Annotated in this window: 13 protein-coding genes; 8 read left to right on the top strand and 5 right to left on the bottom strand. The window is 65.2% G+C overall.

Annotated elements, in window-relative coordinates:
- The first annotated feature begins 47 nt into the window (after nucleotides 1–47).
- Both CH295_RS03140 and CH295_RS03135 read left to right on the top strand, forming a co-directional pair.
- Complete coding sequence (locus CH295_RS03140; RefSeq protein ID WP_094739760.1) at nucleotides 48–650, top strand: TetR/AcrR family transcriptional regulator; 603 nt, start codon at nucleotides 48–50, stop codon at nucleotides 648–650.
- Nucleotides 637–2,253, top strand: coding sequence for an acyl-CoA dehydrogenase family protein (locus tag CH295_RS03135; RefSeq protein ID WP_094739759.1), 1,617 nt, complete (start codon nucleotides 637–639; stop codon nucleotides 2,251–2,253). Before CH295_RS03140 ends, CH295_RS03135 begins: the two co-directional genes overlap by 14 nt.
- A gap of 67 nt (nucleotides 2,254–2,320) precedes the next feature.
- Here the strand turns inward: CH295_RS03135 and CH295_RS03130 are convergent, their stop codons facing one another.
- Together CH295_RS03130 and pgi are read right to left on the bottom strand one after the other, a co-directional pair.
- A complete protein-coding gene (locus CH295_RS03130; protein ID WP_094739758.1) occupies nucleotides 2,321–3,289 on the bottom strand; it encodes a type IV toxin-antitoxin system AbiEi family antitoxin domain-containing protein in 969 nt (322 codons plus the stop codon).
- 124 nt (nucleotides 3,290–3,413) lie between these two features.
- Nucleotides 3,414–5,063 carry a glucose-6-phosphate isomerase gene (gene pgi / locus CH295_RS03125; protein ID WP_037192202.1) on the bottom strand — a complete coding sequence of 550 codons (1,650 nt, stop codon included), beginning with the start codon at nucleotides 5,061–5,063 and terminating at the stop codon, nucleotides 3,414–3,416.
- An 82-nt stretch (nucleotides 5,064–5,145) separates the two neighbouring features.
- Between pgi and CH295_RS03120 the strand changes: the two genes are divergently transcribed.
- On the top strand, nucleotides 5,146–6,597 hold the full coding sequence (locus CH295_RS03120; protein WP_037192204.1) for an NAD-dependent succinate-semialdehyde dehydrogenase: 1,452 nt from the start codon (nucleotides 5,146–5,148) through the stop codon (nucleotides 6,595–6,597).
- 45 nt (nucleotides 6,598–6,642) lie between these two features.
- Here CH295_RS03120 and CH295_RS03115 read toward each other — a convergent pair whose 3' ends face one another.
- Nucleotides 6,643–6,933 carry a chorismate mutase gene (locus CH295_RS03115; RefSeq protein WP_037192205.1) on the bottom strand — a complete coding sequence of 97 codons (291 nt, stop codon included), beginning with the start codon at nucleotides 6,931–6,933 and terminating at the stop codon, nucleotides 6,643–6,645.
- 296 nt (nucleotides 6,934–7,229) lie between these two features.
- Between CH295_RS03115 and CH295_RS03110 the strand changes: the two genes are divergently transcribed.
- Complete coding sequence (locus CH295_RS03110) at nucleotides 7,230–9,710, top strand: UvrD-helicase domain-containing protein (RefSeq protein ID WP_094739757.1); 2,481 nt, start codon at nucleotides 7,230–7,232, stop codon at nucleotides 9,708–9,710.
- Between the two features lie 69 nt (nucleotides 9,711–9,779).
- On the opposite strand, the gene CH295_RS03105 is transcribed toward CH295_RS03110, so the two are convergent.
- Complete coding sequence (locus CH295_RS03105; protein WP_094739756.1) at nucleotides 9,780–10,814, bottom strand: M23 family metallopeptidase; 1,035 nt, start codon at nucleotides 10,812–10,814, stop codon at nucleotides 9,780–9,782.
- Nucleotides 10,815–11,053: 239 nt separating this feature from the next.
- Between CH295_RS03105 and CH295_RS03100 the strand changes: the two genes are divergently transcribed.
- The 4 genes from CH295_RS03100 to CH295_RS03085 all read left to right on the top strand — a co-directional run bounded on the left by CH295_RS03100 (nucleotide 11,054) and on the right by CH295_RS03085 (nucleotide 15,627).
- The gene (locus tag CH295_RS03100) at nucleotides 11,054–12,919 is read left to right on the top strand and encodes a hypothetical protein (RefSeq protein ID WP_141216943.1); all 1,866 of its coding nucleotides are present in this window, start codon (nucleotides 11,054–11,056) and stop codon (nucleotides 12,917–12,919) included.
- A 146-nt stretch (nucleotides 12,920–13,065) separates the two neighbouring features.
- Entirely contained in the window at nucleotides 13,066–14,229 is a 1,164-nt protein-coding gene (gene sucC, locus CH295_RS03095) for an ADP-forming succinate--CoA ligase subunit beta (protein WP_032377331.1), read from the top strand.
- A gap of 8 nt (nucleotides 14,230–14,237) precedes the next feature.
- Nucleotides 14,238–15,149 (top strand): succinate--CoA ligase subunit alpha, encoded by a 912-nt coding sequence (sucD, locus tag CH295_RS03090; RefSeq protein WP_027496015.1) that lies wholly within the window; start codon nucleotides 14,238–14,240, stop codon nucleotides 15,147–15,149.
- 115 nt (nucleotides 15,150–15,264) lie between these two features.
- Nucleotides 15,265–15,627, top strand: a complete 363-nt coding sequence (locus CH295_RS03085) for a DUF2200 domain-containing protein (protein ID WP_252341885.1) — start codon at nucleotides 15,265–15,267, stop codon at nucleotides 15,625–15,627.
- Nucleotides 15,628–15,634: 7 nt separating this feature from the next.
- On the opposite strand, the gene CH295_RS27665 is transcribed toward CH295_RS03085, so the two are convergent.
- Nucleotides 15,635–16,147 (bottom strand): hypothetical protein, encoded by a 513-nt coding sequence (locus tag CH295_RS27665; RefSeq protein ID WP_170945722.1) that lies wholly within the window; start codon nucleotides 16,145–16,147, stop codon nucleotides 15,635–15,637.
- Between the last annotated feature and the right edge of the window lie 156 nt (nucleotides 16,148–16,303).

Raw genomic sequence — 16,303 nt, 5'->3', positions numbered from 1 at the left:
TCGAGTTCTCTTGCGTGAAGCAATGAATCAGTGCTTCAATCCTTGGCATGCCCTATCGACGAACCCGCGCGGTGCAGGCCAGGCTCGACGCCGGCCGCGAGAAGCTGTTCGCTGCCGCCATCGAGGTGCTCTCGACGCACGGTTACGCAGGGCTTTCGATCGCGTCGGTCGCCGCGGCCGCGGGAGTATCCGCAGGCAGCGTCTACACCCACTTCGAGGGCAAGGCGGACCTGGTGGTCGCCATCTTCCGCGAGGTCTGCGGCCGTGAGGTCGCGGCAGTAGTGGCCGTCGCCGGGCACGGAAGCACTGCCGAGCGGGTGACGGCAGTGGTGGAGACCTTCGCCGGACGAGCCCTGAAGAACCGAACGATGGCCTACGCGCTGCTCGCCGAGCCGGTGGATCCGGCCGTCGACGCCGAGCGGTTGGTCTTCCGGCGAAAATTCACCGAGGCATTCGCCGACGCGATCGCGGCAGGCATCGCAGCCGGGGAGATCCCCGAGCAGGACGCAGCGATCTCGGCGGCAGGTCTGGTCGGGGCCGTCGGCGAAGTTCTGGTCGGTCCGTTGTCTTCCCATGAATCCAAGGATCCGGTCCCGGGTCTGGTCGCATTGTCGTTGCGCGCGTTAGGAGTTCGAGATGGACACGCATGAGGTATTCAACCAGGCGATTAACCTGACGCCCTACGACACCTCCGCGGACCCGTCGTTGCTCGACGGCGTGGTGCGGGCAGGTGGCGGCTGGGCGCTCGACGAGGTTCGGCAGTTGGGAGCCCTCGCCGGCGGAGTCGAGGCTCAGGAGTGGGGACGGCTCGCCAACGAGAACCCACCGGTGTTGAAGACCCACGATCGCTACGGCCATCGCATCGACGAGGTCGAATTCCATCCGCATTGGCACGATCTGATGACCGTTGCTGTCGAGCACGGACTGCACGCCAGCCCCTGGACCGACGACCGCGTCGGTGCACACGTCGCCCGCGCTGCGAAGTTCTACGTCTGGGGGCAGGCCGAGGCCGGACACATGTGCCCCGTTTCGATGACCTACGCCGTCGTTCCGGCGTTGCGGCACAATCCTTCTCTGGCTGCGCAGTACGAGCCACTACTGGCGTCGAGGGAATACGATTTCGGCCTGCGGACCCCGTCGAGCAAGCGCGGACTGATCGCAGGCATGTCGATGACGGAGAAGCAGGGCGGCTCCGACGTCCGCGCCAACACCACCACGGCCACACCGTCGTCGGACGGTACGTATTCGATCGTCGGCCACAAGTGGTTCACGTCTGCGCCGATGTCGGACATGTTCCTCACCTTGGCGCAGGCCCCCGGCGGGCTCTCGTGCTTCATGCTGCCGCGCGTGCTGCCCGACGGCACCCGCAACCGAATGATGCTGCAGCGCTTGAAGGACAAGCTCGGCAACAAGTCGAATGCATCGGGCGAGCTCGAATATCACGGGGCCACCGGCTGGCTCGTGGGTGAAGAGGGACGCGGCGTGCGCACCATCATCGAGATGGTCAACATGACGAGACTGGACTGCGTCGTAGGGTCCGCAGCCGGAATTCGCAACGCCACAGTCCGCGCGGTCCATCATGCGCGCCACCGAGCAGCGTTCGGTGCTGAGCTGATCGATCAGCCTCTGATGCGAAACGTGCTGGCAGACTTGACCATCGAATCCGAGGCCGCGACCGCCGCCATGATTCGCTTGGCGCAGGCCACCGACGGATCGGCTCGCGGCGACGAGCAGGAGAGTGCACTGCGCCGAATCGCGTTGGCCGTGACCAAGTACTGGGTGTGCAAACGAGCGCCGGCCCACGCCGCCGAGGCACTCGAATGTCTCGGTGGCAACGGCTATGTCGAGGAATCCGGAATGCCTCGGTTGTTCCGCGAGTCGCCGTTGATGTCGATCTGGGAAGGCTCCGGCAACGTCGCCGCACTCGATTCCCTGCGCGCACTGGCCCGTCAACCCGACAGCGTCGAGGCCTTCTTCGGTGAGATCGGCCAGGCGTCGGGCGTGGATTCTCGCCTCGACGACGCCATCGCCCGCGTCGGCAAGGAACTCTCCGACACCTCCGACATGGAATACCGGGCCAGGCGAGTCGTCGAACTGATGGCGCTGACCTTCCAGGGTGCGCAGCTGGTGATGCACGGGAATCCCGCTGTGGCCGATGCCTTCTGTGCCAGTCGACTCGACCGAGACTGGGGCATCGCCTTCGGCACCCTGCCGACGGGAGTCGATGCGGCGGCGGTGCTGGCGCGGGTGTGATGCCGCGGATCTACGGAGCGGGGGATCGGCTCCCCATACTTGAATTTGTGACGCCGATCGGAGTCGGTTATCCAAAACTGGGGAGCTGATCCGACGAAATGCGCTGGTCTCCGAACCACCCGGCAGGCGTAGGAAGACCGGCCGCGCGGGCGAAGGCCTGCTCGAAACGGCGAAGTAGTGCGCGAGGATCGTCCAGGTCCCGCCAGTTCCACCGCACGATCACCCATCCCAACTCACGTAGTCGGTCCTCGCGATACTTTTCGTCGAGCAGTACACGCTTGGAGTCGTACTTCGATTCGCCGTCGAACTCGCCGATCACTTTGACCTCCCGGAACAGAAAGTCGACCCGCCCGACGAAGCGGCCCGCGCCGTCGTACACCCATTGATTGAGCAGCGGAGTCGGCAGAGGTAGCGTCTCGAAGAGCACCCGACTCCGAGATTCGCCGACGCTCTCGCTGCGCCCGTTCATCAGCGACACCGATCGCCGGGCGGCGGAGATACCGGTGCGGAACCGCGCCGACTCCACTGCAGTCGACAGAACGTCGGTGTCGGTGTGACCTGATCTGAGTGCGCTGTCGCCTACGCACACGGACCGCTCGACGGTCGTGGTGCGTGCGATGTCGACGATGGTGCGGGCTGCTGAGGTGACCGCGCACCCGTTGACGGAGGTCCGTTCGGTGGGATCCAGCGTGGTGCCGTGGAGAATTCGCAGCGGACGGCGTTTGCTGGCGTAGTCGAGTCCGTGCGTCATGTGCACCTTGTCGAGCGCAAGCTGCCAGATGTCGAAGCCCCACGCGATGGCGGCCGAGACGTGGCTGAGCACGTGATCCGGGGGAGCTGACATCAGATAGGACCGCGCGAGCAAAGAATGTCGTTCGGTCGGACTCGCGGATTGGATCACCGCATGCGGCACGTAGAACCCTGGCCTCAGAACCGACAGTTCACCGGTGCGGCGCAGTCGTCGCAGGTCGTCGTCAGTCAATCCGAATGCGAGCGCATCGGCACGGGTGAAGAGCCCACGTTGGTCGAAGTCCATGCTCAATTGGACGCACGGCTGACCTGTTCGGATCCGCTGAGCGCAATCTACGGCCCGTCCAGGAATCCGCACCTCCTGCAGGGTGCGTAGATTCCTAAGAGGGCCGTAGATCCACCGACCGACCTCAGGCCGAACGACCCCGCTGAGCCCGGTACCAGCGCACCAGTGCGTCGGTGGATGAATCCGATTGTGCGGCAGGGGCTTCGGAATCGGTGAGCACCGGAGTCAGTTCGAGTGCCTGGGTCTTGCCCAGTTCGACGCCCCACTGGTCGTAGGAGTCGACTCCCCAGATGACGCCTTCGACGAAGACCTGGTGCTCGTACAGGGCGATCAATTGTCCGACCACCGACGGCGTGAGCTTGGGGGCGAGGATCGAGGTGGACGGGCGGTTGCCCGGCATCACCTTGTGCGGCACCACATCTGCCGGAGTGTCCTCGGCGGCGATCTCCTCGGCGGTCTTGCCGAAGGCGAGCACCTTGGTCTGCGCGAAGAAGTTGCTCATCAGCAGATCGTGCATCGAGCCGGTGCCGTCGCGGGTCGGTAGATCGTCGGTCGGTTCGGCGAATCCGATGAAGTCCGCAGGTACCAAACGTGTTCCCTGATGCAGCAATTGGTAGAAGGCGTGCTGCCCGTTGGTGCCAGGCTCGCCCCAGAAGATCTCACCGGTCGGCGTGGTGACGGGGGAGCCGTCGGCCTTGACGGACTTGCCGTTGGACTCCATCGTCAACTGCTGCAGGTACGCCGCAAAACGGGAGAGATCATTCGAATACGGCAGCACTGCACGGGTTTCCGCGCCGAAGAAGGAGCTGTACCACAGGCCGACGAGGCCGAGCAGAACCGGCGCGTTCTCGGCCAGCGGTGTGGTGCGGAAGTGCTCGTCGATGCGGTGGAAGCCGTCGAGGAATTCGCCGAACGCTTCCTTTCCCACAACGGTCATGACCGACAACCCGATTGCCGAATCGACGGAGTAGCGTCCGCCGACCCAATCCCAGAAGCCGAACATGTTGTCGGTGTCGATACCGAAGTCCGCAACCCTCTCGGCGTTGGTTGACACGGCGACGAAGTGCTTGGCCACGGCATCTTCACCGAGCGCGTCGACGAGCCAGCGTCGGGCCGCGGTTGCGTTCGTCAGCGTTTCGAGGGTGGAGAACGTCTTGGACGCGATGATGAACAGCGTCGACGCGGGATCGAGTCCGTCGAGCGCACCGACCAGATCCGCGGGGTCGACGTTCGAGACGAATTTCGCAGAGATGCCGGCGTCGGCGTAGTGCCGGAGTGCGTTGTAGACCATGACCGGTCCGAGGTCGGATCCGCCGATGCCGATGTTGACGACGGTGGAGATCTTCGCGCCGGTGGCGCCGACCCATTCACCCGACCGCACCCGATCGGTGAATTCGCCCATCGCAGTGAGTACTTCGTGCACATCGGCGACGACGTTCTGGCCGTCGACGGTCAACGAGGCGTCGGCCGGTAGACGCAGCGCGGTGTGCAGAACGGCGCGGTCCTCGGAGGTGTTGATGTGCTCGCCCGCGAACATCGCGTCGCGTTTGCCTTCGACATCGGCGGTACGGGCGAGTTCGACGAGCAACTCGACGGTCTCGCGGGTGATGCGGTGCTTGCTGTAGTCGATGTGCAGATCGGCGGCGTCGAGAGTGAACGTGCGTGTTCGGTCGGCGTCCTCGGCGAACAGTGTCCGAAGATGAGTATCGGCGATCGTGGAGTGGTGATCGGTCAGCTTCTGCCAGGCATCCGTGCCGGTGATATCGACGCTCATACGAACCAACAGTAATCCCGTGCACAGTCACGCGCGCGTCGTTCTCGTTTGCTTCGGGCGCTGCGGAGGCATCATGGACGGTATGGACCAACGTGCATTGATCGATTCGATTCCGGCAAAACTGTGGATCGGCGGTAAGGCCGTCGACGCCGAGGGAGGCAAGACGTTCGCGGTGAACGATCCGGCCACCGGCAAGCCCCTGACCGAGGTGGCCGACGCATCGCCCGCCGACGCGATGAAGGCGCTCGACGCCGCCGCTGCGGCGCAGAAGAGCTGGGCGGCAACACCTGCCCGCGAACGCAGTGAAATCCTTCGAGCGGCGTTCGAGAAGGTCACCGAACGCGCCGACGACATCGCGCTGCTGATGACCCTGGAGATGGGCAAGGCGCTCGCCGAATCCAAGGCCGAGGTGAAGTACGGTGCCGAGTTCTTCCGCTGGTTCGCCGAGGAAGCGGTACGCATCGGCGGCCGCTACACCCCGGCCCCGGCGGGCAACGGACGAATCCTCGTCACCAAGGCTCCGGTCGGGCCCGTCCTGGCGATCACCCCGTGGAACTTCCCGTTGGCGATGGGCACCAGAAAGATCGGGCCGGCTCTGGCCGCCGGCTGCACCATCGTCGTCAAGCCCGCTCGCGAGACCCCGCTGACGATGCTGCTGCTCGCTCAGATCTTCGACGAGGTCGGCTTGCCCGAAGGTGTGCTCTCGGTGCTGACGACGTCGAAGTCCGGTGACGTCACCGGACCCCTCATCGAGGATCCGCGGATGCGCAAACTCACCTTCACCGGCTCGACGGGCGTCGGCAAGTCGCTCGTCGAGAAGTCCGCGACGAGGTTGCTGCGCACGTCGATGGAGCTCGGCGGCAACGCACCGTTCGTGGTGTTCGACGACGCGAACATCGACGACGCGGTGGACGGCGCGATGCTCGCCAAGATGCGCAACGGCGGCGAGGCCTGCACCGCCGCGAACCGATTGCACGTGCACAACAGCGTGCGCGAGGAGTTCACCACCAAGCTCGTGGCGAAGATGTCCGAGATGAAGCTCGGCCCCGGCGTCGACCCCGATACCAAGCTGGGACCGCTGATCAATGCCGATCAGCTCGAGACCGTGCAGGAACTGGTCGACGACGCGGTGGCCAAGGGCGCGACGGTGGCACTGGGTGGGAAGGCACCGGGCGGGGACGGTTACTTCTACCCGGCAACCGTGCTCACCGACGTGCCTGCCGATGCACGGATTCTGAAGGAGGAGGTGTTCGGGCCGGTGGCTCCGGTCGTCGGCTTCGACACCGAGCAGGAGGGAATCGACGCGGCCAACGACACCGAGTACGGCCTGGCGTCGTACATCTACACCGAGAACCTGGACCGCGCGCTACGGGTGGCCGACGCCATCGACAGTGGCATGGTGGGCGTCAACCGCGGAGTCATCTCGGACGCGGCCGCGCCGTTCGGTGGAGTGAAGGAATCCGGATTCGGCCGTGAGGGCGGATCCGAGGGAATCGAGGAATACCTCGAGACCAAGTACATCGCATTGAAGTAGAGCTGACGGTTGGGCGTGCACACTGCGCGCCCAACCGGAGGTCGATCAGTGTCCGAGGCGACCGCGACCGAGGCGGAGCAGGAGCATGGCCAGCGTGTGGCCTTCCTGACCGAGGCTGCTGAAACGCTCGAGAACCTTCATCTCGCGGCTGTGCACCAGACGCGGACCGCCGGAGGCCATGCGGGTGCGTCCGATGATCTGCGAGACCTCGGAGCGACGTTTGATGGCCGTCAGGATCTCGGCATCGAGGCGGTCGATTTCCTGGCGCAGGTCGTTGATCTCGGCCTCACTGGAAGGCACTGCAATGTCTGAGTCGATCTTCGTCGTCATGGCCATCGTCTCTCCTCGGGTCACATCTTGGATCGTTGCGTCGTCCGTCACCGTTACGCCTTTCGTATTCGGAACTGCATCGCCGGTCGGTTCGGTTCCCGTCCGGAACCAGGGCGTTGCGTCTATCGACAGGCTCCTGCACGCTCGGCCGAACAGCGGCCGATCCGATGCAGGCGATGACGTACGGTTTTTTCGATCACCGATCCAGTGTGCCACGGGTCCCCCCTCCTGAAAAGTCGTCGGTTCGGCCGACGACCACGCGATGTGGGTTTGTCGGTACGCGCCGGTAACCTGACCAGACGATGAACACATTCCTCCAGGGCCTTCAGTCCCGACAGAACACCTCGTCCGACGCACTGCTGGAAGGCCTCAATCCTCAGCAGCGCGAGGCCGTCGTGCATACCGGATCTCCGCTGCTCATCGTGGCCGGAGCCGGGTCGGGCAAGACGGCAGTGCTGACGCGACGCATCGCGTATCTGCTGGCCGAGCGAGGAGTGTCACCCGGCCAGGTTCTGGCCATCACGTTCACCAACAAGGCCGCTGCCGAGATGCGCGAGCGAGTTGCCGGACTCGTCGGACCGCGAGCGAACGCCATGTGGGTGTCCACGTTCCACTCGAGTTGCGTGCGGATTCTGCGTGCGCAGGCTGCGCTGCTGCCCGGTCTGAACTCGAACTTCTCCATCTACGACGCGGACGACTCTCGGCGACTGCTGACGATGATCTCCAAGGATCTGCAGATCGACACCAAGAAGTTCTCGGCGCGGCTAGTCTCGACGGCGATCTCGAACCTCAAGAACGAGCTGATCGGCCCCGACAAGGCGGCGGTGGACGCCGACGGCGATCCCGCCGAGCTGCCGCGACTGGTGGCCAAGGTCTACGGCGTCTACCAGCAGCGGCTGCGCGCGGCCAATGCGATGGACTTCGACGACCTCATCGGCGAGACGGTGGGCATTCTGCAGGCGTTCCCCCAGGTGGCGCAGTACTACCGACGCCGGTTCCGGCACGTTCTGGTCGACGAGTACCAGGACACCAACCACGCCCAGTACATGTTGGTCCGCGAATTGGTCGGTACCCCCGACGCCGAGGGCGCACTCGAGGGCACCGTCGCGCCGGGCGAGCTGTGTGTGGTGGGCGACGCGGACCAGTCCATCTACGCCTTCCGCGGCGCGACCATCCGCAACATCGAGGAATTCGAGCGCGACTATCCGGACGCGCGCACCATCCTGCTCGAGCAGAACTACCGATCGACGCAGAACATCCTCTCGGCCGCCAATGCAGTGATCTCGCGCAACATCGGCCGACGCGAGAAGAAGCTGTGGACCGATACCGGCGAGGGCGAGTTGATCGTCGGTTACGTGGCCGACAACGAGCACGACGAGGCGTCGTTCGTGGCCTCGGAGATCGACCGACTCGTCGACGGCGGAGACGTGCGCTTCGACGAGGTGGCCGTCTTCTACCGAACCAACAACTCCTCGCGTGCGCTCGAAGAGATCTTCATCCGACTCGGTCTGCCGTACAAGGTCGTCGGCGGTGTCCGCTTCTACGAGCGCAAGGAAGTGCGAGACCTCGTCGCGTACCTACGCGTGTTGTCCAACGAGGACGACACCGTCAGCATGCGACGCATCCTCAACACTCCGCGCCGGGGTATCGGCGATCGTGCCGAGGCCTGTGTCGCCGTCCACGCCGAGCAGCGCGACATCAGCTTCTCGCGCGCATTGCACGACGCGGCCGCGGGCAAGGTGGCGTTGCTCAACTCGCGGCAGCAGAAGTTGATCGCGCAGTTCATGGAGTTGCTCGACGAATTACGTGCAGTGCTCACTGCGACCGACGGGGACGGCAACGACATCGCAGACATCGGCGATGTCGTCGAAGCCGTTCTCGACCGCACCGGCTACCGCGCCGAACTCGAGGCCAGCAGTGATCCGCAGGACGGTGCTCGTTTCGACAACCTCAACGAACTCGTCAGCGTCGCACGGGAATTCACCTCGGAGGCGCGCAATCAGGCCGCAGTGGCGGCGGAAGCTCTCGAAACCGGGGACGACGAGAACGGCGACGAGGACGGTGGCGTCGATGGGTTGGCCGAGCCGGGGTCGCTCGCGGCGTTCCTCGAACGGGTCTCGCTGGTGGCCGACACCGATCAGATCCCGGATTCGGGTACCGGCGTCGTCACTCTGATGACGCTGCACACCGCGAAGGGCCTGGAGTTCCCGGTCGTCTTCGTGACGGGTTGGGAGGACGGCCAATTCCCGCACATGCGGGCGCTCGGCGACCCGAACGAACTGTCCGAGGAACGACGTCTTGCGTACGTGGGCATCACCCGTGCGCGGCAGCGGCTCTACCTCACGCGAGCGATCATGCGCTCGGCCTGGGGTCAGCCCATCGCCAACCCGGAATCGCGCTTTCTGCAAGAAGTTCCGCAGCACCTGATCGACTGGCGACGCGAGGATCCGGGCACCGGGGGAGGCCGATCCATCGGCGGCGGAAGATCCGGCAGCTACGGATCGGGTGGTGGCGGATACGGCTCGAACAGTTACGGCTCGGGCGGCTACGGCGGGTCCTCGAGTCGCGGCCAGAGTTCGACTCCGAGTTTCGGTGCAGCCAAGGGGCGCAACTCGAACCTCGTTCTCGCCGTGGGTGATCGAGTCAGCCACGACAAGTACGGCCTGGGTACGGTGCTGGAATCGACCGGAGCCGGAGTCAAGGCGATGGTGTTGATCGACTTCGGTTCGGCAGGCCGCGTGAAGATGATGCTCATCGGCGGCGTCCCGATGACCAAGCTGTAAGAGGGCCGAGAACGCGAAAGCCGGACCCTGCGAAAGCGGGGTCCGGCTTCGTGTGGAAAGTCGGTGGATTCAGTCCATCTCTGGTCCGAGGGAGATTCCTCGGGAAGCGAGCCACGGTAGCGGGTCGATCTTTACCTCGCCCGGAAGGTGAACCTCGAAGTGCAGGTGCGGGCCGGTGGAGAAGCCGCGGTTGCCCATCGTTGCGATCTGATCGCCGGCCATGACGTCCTGACCGACGGCGACGAGGGTGGTGTCGATGTGGCCGTAGACGGTGATCGTGCCGTCTGCGTGCTGCACGCGAACCCACATACCGAAGCCGGCAGCCGGACCGGAGTCGATCACCTTGCCGTCGGCGACGGCGTAGATCGGAGTCCCGATGGCATTGGCAACGTCGACGCCGGCGTGGAGAACGCCCCAGCGGGTGCCGAAGTTGGAGGTGTAGGTGCCCTGTGCCGGAAGTGCGAACAGCGGCCTGCGAGCAGCGGCCTCGCGTGCGGCGCGCTCTTCGCTGAAGCGCTGGCCCTTGGCGAGCAGGTCGTTGAACTGGCTCAGATCCACCGGTGCAGCGATGCTGAGGATCTGCGGTGCTTCCGACGGCGTCGCGCTGGACGAGTCGGCGTCGATCTCGGTGGTCTGCGGAGCGGTGGTGGCCGCGACTGCTGCGGCGGCGGGTGCTTCACCTGCGGCGAGCGCGTACTCGGAGGTGGCGACTGCGGCGGGTGAGTCGTCGTTGACGACGGCCTGGCCTGCCGCGACAACCGCGCCTGCGGCGACAGCGAGAACTGCGGCTCGGCCCTTGAGCGCAGTAGGGGGAAGGGGAATGCGGTGTGCGCCGCCGCGACGGGCCACGGGGGTGGCGTCTGCGGTGGTGGCGAACGAGTTGACGACGGTCGGCGACTCGTCGGCTGCGATGTGCGGGGTCTCTGCGAAGTCGGCTTCGACGTATCGGTACGCCGGGTAGGCGTACGCGTCGTAAGCGCTGGTCTCGTAGGCGGGCTCTGCGGCTGCTTCGGCGGCGGGCTCGTAGCTGTAGACCGTGGTCGCGTCTTCGGCCGAAGGTCGAGAGAACCGGCTGGAGGTGAAGGACGCACGGTGTTGCTGCAAGACCTACAACCTCCGTTTTCGTGACCTGGCCGTTACTGAAAGACTCGGCAGACGGTAACGAAATGATTGCGGGGCGCGCAAGTTAACAGCCCAAACCGGCGTCATATGTGAGATGGCTCACAAGGCGACCAGCGGTTATGTCGTGACGAGCCACATTCGTAATCGGACACGCGAACACGTGGACGGCACACGGTGACAGTAACGGTTCTCGCACCGATCGAGCCGATACCGTGATCCGAGTGCCGACTCCCACCTTCGACGACTCGTCCGCCCGCGGCTCCGAGCGAGCGGAACCACAACGGATCCGACCTCAGGACGGAGAGTTCGGTCGAGCGGACGATCCGTCGCCCACCCCCCGCGTCGCGCTCGCCGTCGTACTCGCCCTGATCGCTGCGGTTGCCGCAGTGACGGCTCAGCTGATCGGCGTCGTCCGCAGCGTCGACGGTTCGCCGGTGGGTGACGGGGCCGCGATGGCCGCGATCCTGGCCGGTGCCGTGCCCGTCGTCGTTGTCATCGGAGCCGCGGTGGGTGTGGCCGGTAGAAGCGTCGAACTGGCGGCGGCACTGCTGGCCGGGTACGGCGCCGTGGCACTCGGATTCACACTCCTCGACGTCGCCCTGTTGTCCGACCCCATCGATGCCAATCGACTCGAGCTCTTCCGCCCGCTGAGCGCCGCGATGCTCGACGCCACCGCCGGGGCCTACGTTCTGCTCGTCGGTCACGCTGTGTCGGTTCTGGCGGGTGTTGCGGGGTGGTCTGCGGTGCACCGCGCCGGGCTCGGTGACGGGTACGGCCAGTCGGTGTATTCCGAGCACGTGGGGCGGGCGGCGGCGGGGCGTGTCGGGCCGTTGCTCGCGGCGCTGCTCGGTGCGTTCGGTGTGCTGGCTGCCGTTGCGGCGTTCGCCTCGCTGTACCGCTCGTCGGATCCGGTGGTGATCGTGACGGCCGTGGTGGAGTCGCCGGTGTTCGTTGCGGTGGGTTCGGGAGTCGTCGGTGTCGCGGCGCTCGTGGTGGCCGCAGCTGCGCTGGCCGCACTCTCGCCGCAGGTGGCATCGGGTGCGTCCGTCGGAGCCGGCCTCGGCGTGCTCGGCTTCGCCGGGGTGGCTCTGCTCGCGGGACTCGGAACCGGTGACCGGGTCGATGCCGGCCTCGGTGCCTACCTGGGAACGGTCGCAGGGCTCGGGCTGCTGATCTGTGGCGCAGTGCTCGCACCCGTTGCCGCGGCGCGTGACCGTCGAGCACTGGAGCGAGCGCAACAGCGCGAGACGGGGGCGCGAGGTGTCCGCGGTGTCGCCGGTCCAGGAACGACGAGGTGGCACGCGGCAGCGGGGAGTGCAGGCGTGCTGTCCGGCGTGCTGTTCGTCGTCGGATCGTTGTTGCCGATTCTGGAGACCGACTCGGGGATCGCCGTGCCGCAGATATTGGCCACCAGGGTGGTGCTGGTTGCCGGGTTCGTGATGATTCTGGGGTCGGTGCCGCTGTTGTTCTCCGAGTTCGCCTCGGCTGCGCGGCCGTTCGTGTCGGTGTTCTGGCTCGGTGCGGTTGCGGCTGCGGCCGCGGTACTGCAGTCGGTGGTGCTCGCCGAGGACGTGGAGGGGGTGAGCACCGGCGTCGGTGCCCTGGCGATCATTGCGGGCGTCGTCGCGGCGGTGGCCACCGGACTGCTGGCCCTGTTCGCCGGATCGGCCGAACGCGACGACGTCGACACCTCGGCCGACGCCGGAACCGACGGCCCGCTGCTGGGTACCGCGCTGCTCGGCTCCGGTCTCCTCGCCATCGGGTTGGCACTGCCCTTGTATCGCGGTAGCGACCTGACGGCCGCGACAGTCACCGAATTCCCGTGGGGCTGGGACACCTGGGGTCAGATGCTGCTCGCCGCCGGAGTCGTCGTTGCTGCGGTCGTCGCGGCCCGAGCTCGGCCCGCTCGCGGCAGCGTTCTGCTCGGCGGAGCAGCCGTCGCCGGGATCGTTCATCTGTCGTCGTGGCCGCTGACATCTGCACGTGCCACCGATCCGGAGATGGGCCCCGGCGTCGTGCCGTCGGTGATCGGAATCGTCGTTCTCGGTGTCGCCGCGGCACTTTCGGCCCGACGAGTCGGTCGGTGACGGCCGTTTCATCGACCCGGAAGCGGTGAGATAGGCCACATAGCATGCATGCGCCCGATGCGCTGTCGGGCCACCTGGATAAAGTCCATGCTCAGACCCGCTCACACCCCTGGAGCGGGCGTCAACGTAGACGAGACGGTGAGCTGATGGATCTCTTCGAATACCAGGCGAAGGAATTGTTCGCCAAGCATGGCGTACCCACCTCCGCCGGTCGTGTCACCGACACGGTCGCCGGAGCAACACAGATTGCCGAAGAAATCGGCAAGCCAGTAATGGTCAAGGCACAGGTCAAGGTCGGCGGCCGCGGCAAGGCCGGTGGCGTCAAGTACTCCAAGGACGTCGCAGCAGCCACCGAGAACGCAGAAGCGATTCTCGGACTCGACATCAAGGGCCATGTCGTCAAGAAGCTTCTCGTTGCAGAAGCCTCCGACATCGCCGAGGAGTACTACATCTCCTTCCTGCTCGATCGCACCAACCGCACCTACCTCGCGATGTGTTCGGTCGAGGGTGGAGTCGAAATCGAGGTGACGGCGGAGGAGAACCCCGACGCACTCGCACGTATCCCGGTCGACGCCGTCAAGGGTGTCGACCTTGCTTTTGCTCGTGAAATCGCCGAAAAGGGCAAGCTTCCCGCCGAGGTGCTCGACGCCGCTGCGGTGACCATCCAGAAGCTGTGGGAGGTCTTCATCAACGAAGACGCTCTCCTGGTCGAGGTCAACCCGCTGGTTCGCACCCCGGACGATCAGATCCTCGCCCTCGACGGCAAGGTCACGCTCGACGCCAACGCGGACTTCCGCCAGGCCGGCCACGCCGAGTTCGAGGACAAGGACGCAGCCGATCCCCTCGAGGCCAAGGCCAAGGAGAACGACCTCAACTACGTCAAGCTCGACGGACAGGTCGGCATCATCGGAAACGGTGCCGGACTGGTCATGTCGACCCTCGACGTCGTCGCATACGCGGGCGAGGCACACGGCGGCGTCAAGCCCGCCAACTTCCTCGACATCGGCGGCGGCGCCTCGGCCGAGGTCATGGCCGCAGGCCTCGACGTCATCCTCGGTGACGAGCAGGTCAAGAGCGTGTTCGTCAACGTCTTCGGCGGCATCACCGCGTGTGACGCAGTTGCCAACGGCATCGTCGGCGCACTGAAGAAGCTGGGCGACGACGCCAACAAGCCGCTGGTCGTCCGTCTCGACGGCAACAAGGTCGAAGAGGGCCGCAAGATTCTCGCCGACGCCGCGCACCCGCTGGTGACGCTCGCCGGAACCATGGACGAGGGCGCCGACAAGGCCGCCGAGCTGGCAGCGAAGTAGAGGAAACAATGTCTATCTTTCTGAACAAGGACAACAAGGTCATCGTCCAGGGCATCACCGGCGGCGAAGGCACCAAGCACACCGCCCTGATGCTCAAGGCCGGAACCCAGGTCGTCGGTGGCGTCAACGCACGTAAGGCCGGAACCACGGTCAAGCACGTCGACGCTCAGGGCAACGACATCGAATTGCCGGTGTTCGCTTCGGTTTCCGAGGCCATGGAGAAGACCGGAGCCGACGTGTCCATCGCGTTCGTGCCGCCGGCATTCTCCAAGGACGCCATCGTCGAGGCCATCGACGCCGAGATCCCGCTGCTCGTCGTCATCACCGAGGGCATCCCCGTGCAGGACTCCGCGTACGCGTGGGCCTACAACGTGGAGAAGGGCAAGAAGACCCGCATCATCGGCCCGAACTGCCCCGGAATCATCACCCCCGGTGAGGCTCTCGTCGGCATCACGCCCGCGAACATCTCGGGAACCGGCCCCATCGGCCTGGTCTCCAAGAGCGGCACGCTGACCTACCAGATGATGTTCGAGCTCCGTGACTTCGGATTCTCGACGGCCATCGGCATCGGCGGCGACCCCGTCATCGGAACCACCCACATCGACGCCATCGAGGCGTTCGAGGCGGATCCCGACACCAAGATCATCGTCATGATCGGTGAGATCGGTGGCGACGCAGAAGAGCGCGCAGCCGATTACATCAAGGCCAACGTGACCAAGCCGGTCGTCGGCTACGTCGCAGGCTTCACCGCTCCCGAGGGCAAGACCATGGGCCACGCCGGCGCCATCGTCTCCGGCTCGCTGGGAACGGCGCAGGCGAAGAAGGACGCACTCGAGGCCGCAGGCGTCAAGGTCGGCAAGACGCCGTCCGAGACCGCTGCCCTCGCGCGCGAAATCCTGGAATCGCTGTCCGTGAAGTAAGTTTCACATCGTAAGAAGCCCGCCACCGAATCCGGTGGCGGGCTTTTTCGTGCGCCCCGGTCCGCGTGAATGGACCACTGCATGCGTCTGGACGCGGCAATGTCACATTCACGCGATGGGGTCTAGATTGATGCGCGTGCACAGGATCTTCACCACCGCCTTCAGCTCGGTCTATCCGCACTACGTGAACAAGGCCGAGCGCAAAGGTCGGACGAAAGCGGAGGTCGACGAGATCATCCGGTGGCTCACCGGTTTCGATCAGTCGGCCCTCGACCGGCATCTCGAAGCCGAAACGACGTTCGACGAGTTCTTCGCGGCAGCGGACCTCAACGCGAACGCAACCCTGATCACCGGAGTCGTGTGCGGCATACGCGTCGAGAACGTCGAAGACCCCCTGATGCAGAAGATCCGCTATCTGGACAAGCTGATCGACGAACTCGCCAAGGGCAAGAAGATGGAGAAAATCCTGCGCGGATGATTGTTGCTCAGTAAATCGAATGAGTGAGAGTGGCGGTGTATTCGTCGGCAATGACGCCCGCTGGAGGAATGGCCACCGATACCGTTGACGTCCATCCGGTGAGACACAGCGCCCCACCGGTTTTGGCGCGAATGGGCACCGAGGTCAAACCGACGCTCACCGCAGCGGAGTTGCCGGCGATACCCGCAGTGCAGGCCGAGGACGGTGCACTGTAGGTCACAGACGTCGGTGTGAGGGTTCGACCGGTAGCGGTGCCGCGAAAGTTCGACATACTGACTTCGGACGTCCAACCGGCAAGCCCTACTCCCAGCACCGTCATACTCATCGTCCCGATCCATGTCGTTCCCGGGACGATCGATGACGGCCCAGTCATCGTCGACGGCACCTCGATATTGAGAAGGTTCGCCGCGGCCGCTGGTGCTGCTGCCCTGGCAACCGATGCGGGTGCGTCGGTGGTCGTTGCAGTCGGCGTCGTCGAAACTGTCGGCACCGTCGTCGTCGGCAAGTCGGACGTAGGCACAGCCGTAGTGGTGTCGATCGATACCGCAGTGGTTGGACTGCTCTCGGTCGGTGCCGTCGTAGTGGTGTCGATCGTTGGGCCGGTAGTGACGTTCTCGACCGGTGCAGCCGGCGAACTGATCTCGTCCGTAGTCGTAGTCGTAGTCGTAGTCGGTGC

This window comes from Rhodococcus sp. 14-2483-1-2 (assembly GCF_002259405.1).
In the GTDB taxonomy this organism is placed as follows: domain Bacteria; phylum Actinomycetota; class Actinomycetes; order Mycobacteriales; family Mycobacteriaceae; genus Rhodococcoides.
Note: the sequence above shows the minus strand (reverse complement) of the source record. Positions and strands in the feature narration are given on the sequence as shown.

Bases quoted from the DNA above. Each gene is read 5' to 3' on its own strand.
- CH295_RS03135 (WP_094739759.1), top strand. From the start codon at position 637: ATGGACACGCATGAGGTATTCAACCAGGCGATTAACCTGACGCCCTAC.
- CH295_RS03140 (WP_094739760.1), top strand. From the start codon at position 48: ATGCCCTATCGACGAACCCGCGCGGTGCAGGCCAGGCTCGACGCCGGC.
- sucC (WP_032377331.1), top strand. From the start codon at position 13,066: ATGGATCTCTTCGAATACCAGGCGAAGGAATTGTTCGCCAAGCATGGC.
- CH295_RS03120 (WP_037192204.1), top strand. From the start codon at position 5,146: ATGGACCAACGTGCATTGATCGATTCGATTCCGGCAAAACTGTGGATC.
- sucD (WP_027496015.1), top strand. From the start codon at position 14,238: ATGTCTATCTTTCTGAACAAGGACAACAAGGTCATCGTCCAGGGCATC.
- CH295_RS03115 (WP_037192205.1), bottom strand. From the start codon at position 6,933: ATGGCCATGACGACGAAGATCGACTCAGACATTGCAGTGCCTTCCAGT.
- pgi (WP_037192202.1), bottom strand. From the start codon at position 5,063: ATGAGCGTCGATATCACCGGCACGGATGCCTGGCAGAAGCTGACCGAT.
- CH295_RS03130 (WP_094739758.1), bottom strand. From the start codon at position 3,289: ATGGACTTCGACCAACGTGGGCTCTTCACCCGTGCCGATGCGCTCGCA.
- CH295_RS03085 (WP_252341885.1), top strand. From the start codon at position 15,265: ATGGGGTCTAGATTGATGCGCGTGCACAGGATCTTCACCACCGCCTTC.
- CH295_RS03110 (WP_094739757.1), top strand. From the start codon at position 7,230: ATGAACACATTCCTCCAGGGCCTTCAGTCCCGACAGAACACCTCGTCC.